Source organism: Mitsuaria sp. TWR114 (assembly GCF_007997345.1).
This window is the reverse complement of sequence record NZ_VOSR01000603.1, coordinates 1-2,980: the sequence shown is the minus strand read 5'-3', so window position 1 is coordinate 2,980 and position 2,980 is coordinate 1. Positions and strand designations below refer to the sequence as shown.

The window sequence follows — 2,980 nt, the reverse complement described above, 5'->3', positions numbered from 1 at the left end:
CGCCGCGGCGTGCCGGTGGTGCTGTGCATGTGGGAGCGGCCGCAAGAGCCGCCGCCGCTGCCCTGCGTGGCGGTGGACCTGTACCAGGCCGGCGTGCTCGCGGCGGAGCATCTGCTGCGCCTGGGCCACCGGCGCATCGGCGCGGTCTGCGGCAGCGAGCCCACCGGCAACCACCGCTGGCGGCTGCGCGGCTTCCTCGACACGATGGCGCAGGCCGGCGCCGCCTTGCCGGCGAGCTGCCTGCGCTACGGCCACGACACCATCGACGACGGCCGCAACGCCGCGCACAGCCTGCTGGCGGGCGAGCCCGGGCTGACGGCGGTGTTCGCGACCAACGACCTGCCCGCGCTGGGCGTGCTGCAGGCGGCGGCGGAGCTGAGCCTGGAGGTGCCGCGGGACCTGTCGGTGATCGGCGTCACCGACATCCAGCTGGCGCACCAGATGCGCCCGGCCCTGAGCACCGTGGCGATGCCCACGGCGGAAGCGGCGACGCTGGCGGTGCAGCTGCTGCAGTCGGAGATCGATGCGTCGCCGGACCATGCGCCGCCGATGCGGGTGACCGAGCCGCCGCGGCTGGTCGTGCGGGCGTCGACGGCGAAGCCGCATCACGGCGGTGCCCCCGGCGGCACGGGTCGCGCCGACTGAGCGCGCAGGCTGAGGTTTCTCGGCGCCCCCTCGGCACTCTCTCGACGGCGCCGCGCGTCGGCCACGTCACGGTGCGGATCGGGTTTTCGCGGGCCAGTTGCCACTCGTGACGGATTGGTGATATCTCCGCGGCGGCCTTGCGACAGAATGCCCAGCACTTCGCAGCGCCGACCCGGGAGCCCGCTTGAGTTCAGTCCTCCAAGGCGCCAGCCGGCGCGAATTCCTGATCGTCGGCTGCGCCGTCCTCACATCCGCCTGCGGCGGCGGTGGCTCCGACGGCGCCGCGTCGGCGGTGGACGACACCAGTGCCGTGAGCGCGGCGGCCGACATCACCGCGGACGTGCTCGCCAACCGCGACATCACGCTCACCGGCGATTCGGTGATCAAGCTGCCTGCCGGCACAACGACCTACACCGGGGTCATCAGCGGCCAAGGGACGCTGCGCGTGTCCACCGCCGCCACCAGCACGCTGGTGATCACGCGGACCAGCACCTTCACGCTGCCCGTCGCGCGGCAGGTCCAGGTCGTCACCAAGACCACCTACCCCGGCGCCGGCTACGCGCTCACCATCGCCGGCACCAACCCGCCGGTGCTGACGATCGATCCGGGCGTCACCTTCCAGATTGGCACCAACACCAGCGCCGACAGCTCGCCCAACGTCATCGCCACCTCGGACAGCAAGAACAGCGCGAGCACCATCAACGGCGAGATCAACCTCAACAACATCCTCAACAACGGGACCATCGTCATCAGCAGCGCGCAGTTCGTGCTGCTGGGGCAGGTGAGCGGCAGCGGCAGCATCGTGCAGGCGCCCGGCGTCTGGGGCGGCAACTCGTCGGGCGGCGTGAGTTCGTATTCGGGCGTGCTGTCGCTGGCCGCGGGGCAGGACTTCGGCAGCAACCACGTCGCCGCCTCGCTGTCGAATGCGAAGGCGGTCCTGAACGAGGGCTCGTGGCTGGTCTGGAGTCCGCCGGGCAGCGTCGTCACGGTGACGCAGAACATCTACGAGGCGGCCTTCGGCAACGACATCAACTTCCATGCGATCGGTCCGTCGACGATCGTGATGTCCGGCGTCTACAGCCACACCGACAACAGCCCGCACAACGTGCCCAACCTGGTCAATCCGGGCCTGAGCGACCCCGAGCTGAACTTCGCCAAGACGATCTACCGCGGCGGCGCCAATTCCCCCAACGGCAACGACGCCAGCTACCGCGGCATCAACATCGAACGCGGCGCCGGCACGGTCCAGTGGGGCGACGGCACGCACGCCAACTTCTTCCTGCCGTCGGCGCCCTCGCCCGCGGAGGTCGACCCGCCGCTGGGCAAGAAGAACGCCTACATCAACCTGCGGGGCGGCACGCTGGCGTTCAACTACGACGGGCCGGTGACGCTGCATGTCGGCATCACCGGCGGCGGGGGCGGCCCGCACCGGGATGGCTCGGTGGGCTCGGGCAACGTCCGGATCATGGCCACGCCGGGCAACGACGTGACCTTCGCGCAGCCGCAGAACTACAACGGCACCACGACCATCGGCGCCAACGCGATCCTGCGCCTGGGCACCGGCACGCCGGTGCCGCTGCGCTACATCACCGTCAATGCGACCAGCGGCAAGTCGACGGTGCTGCAGGCCACCTACAGCGGGGATGCCAGCCTGCTGACGGCCGAGTCGCCGAACGGCGCGGCGAGCAACGCCATCGTCAACGACGGCCAGCTCATCGTCCAGAACACGACGACCGCGATCACGCTGTCCAACATCAGCGGTGGCGGGAGCCTCACGCACAGCGGCGCCGCCGCGCTCACGCTGCGCAACAACAGCTACAGCGGCGCGACGACGCTCAGCGGCGGCACCACGCTGGCCGGGAGCGCGAATGCGATGGGCACCGGCAACGTCGTCAACAACGCGGCGCTGGCGCTGGTCAGCGGGCAACGCGAACTCACGGTGGGCGGCAGCTTCCAGCAAGGCGCGGCGGGTCAACTGACGCTCACGGTGGCCGGTGCACGCCGGGCGTGGACCATGACCATCTCGGCGTCGCCGGCGCGGCCGTGCTGGGTGGCACGCTGACGCTGAACTTCAGCGGCAGTGTCGCGAAGGGACAGAAGCTCGTGCTGATCAGCGCCGCTGGCGGTATCAGCGGTGCGTTCAGCGCCATCGTCAGCAACGGTGCGACCGTGGTCGGCGGGCAGGACGGCGCAGGTTTCTTCGTCACGGTGCAGTGATCAGGCCAACGGGGCTGCCCCAGCAGACCCCTTTCCTGCTGCGGCCGCGGGCCTCGAGCGATGCCACCCCGGCACAGGGTTAGCTCTAGTTAATTAGTGCAGCGCGCGAACTAACATC

The 2,980-nt window shown here is 70.3% G+C and carries 3 protein-coding genes; all 3 read left to right on the top strand.

What is annotated here, in order from left to right; genetic code table 11:
* Positions 1-645: substrate-binding domain-containing protein (locus tag FUT87_RS20475; protein ID WP_147242212.1), on the top strand; the 645-nt coding region annotated here is incomplete at its 5' end.
* 184 nt (positions 646-829) lie between these two features.
* The gene (locus FUT87_RS20470) at positions 830-2,707 is read left to right on the top strand and encodes an autotransporter (protein WP_255511945.1); all 1,878 of its coding nucleotides are present in this window, start codon (positions 830-832) and stop codon (positions 2,705-2,707) included.
* Positions 2,689-2,862, top strand: coding sequence for a hypothetical protein (locus FUT87_RS30975; RefSeq protein ID WP_255511944.1), 174 nt, complete (start codon positions 2,689-2,691; stop codon positions 2,860-2,862). The genes FUT87_RS20470 and FUT87_RS30975 overlap by 19 nt, the downstream gene beginning before the upstream one ends.
* The last annotated feature ends 118 nt before the right edge of the window (positions 2,863-2,980 follow it).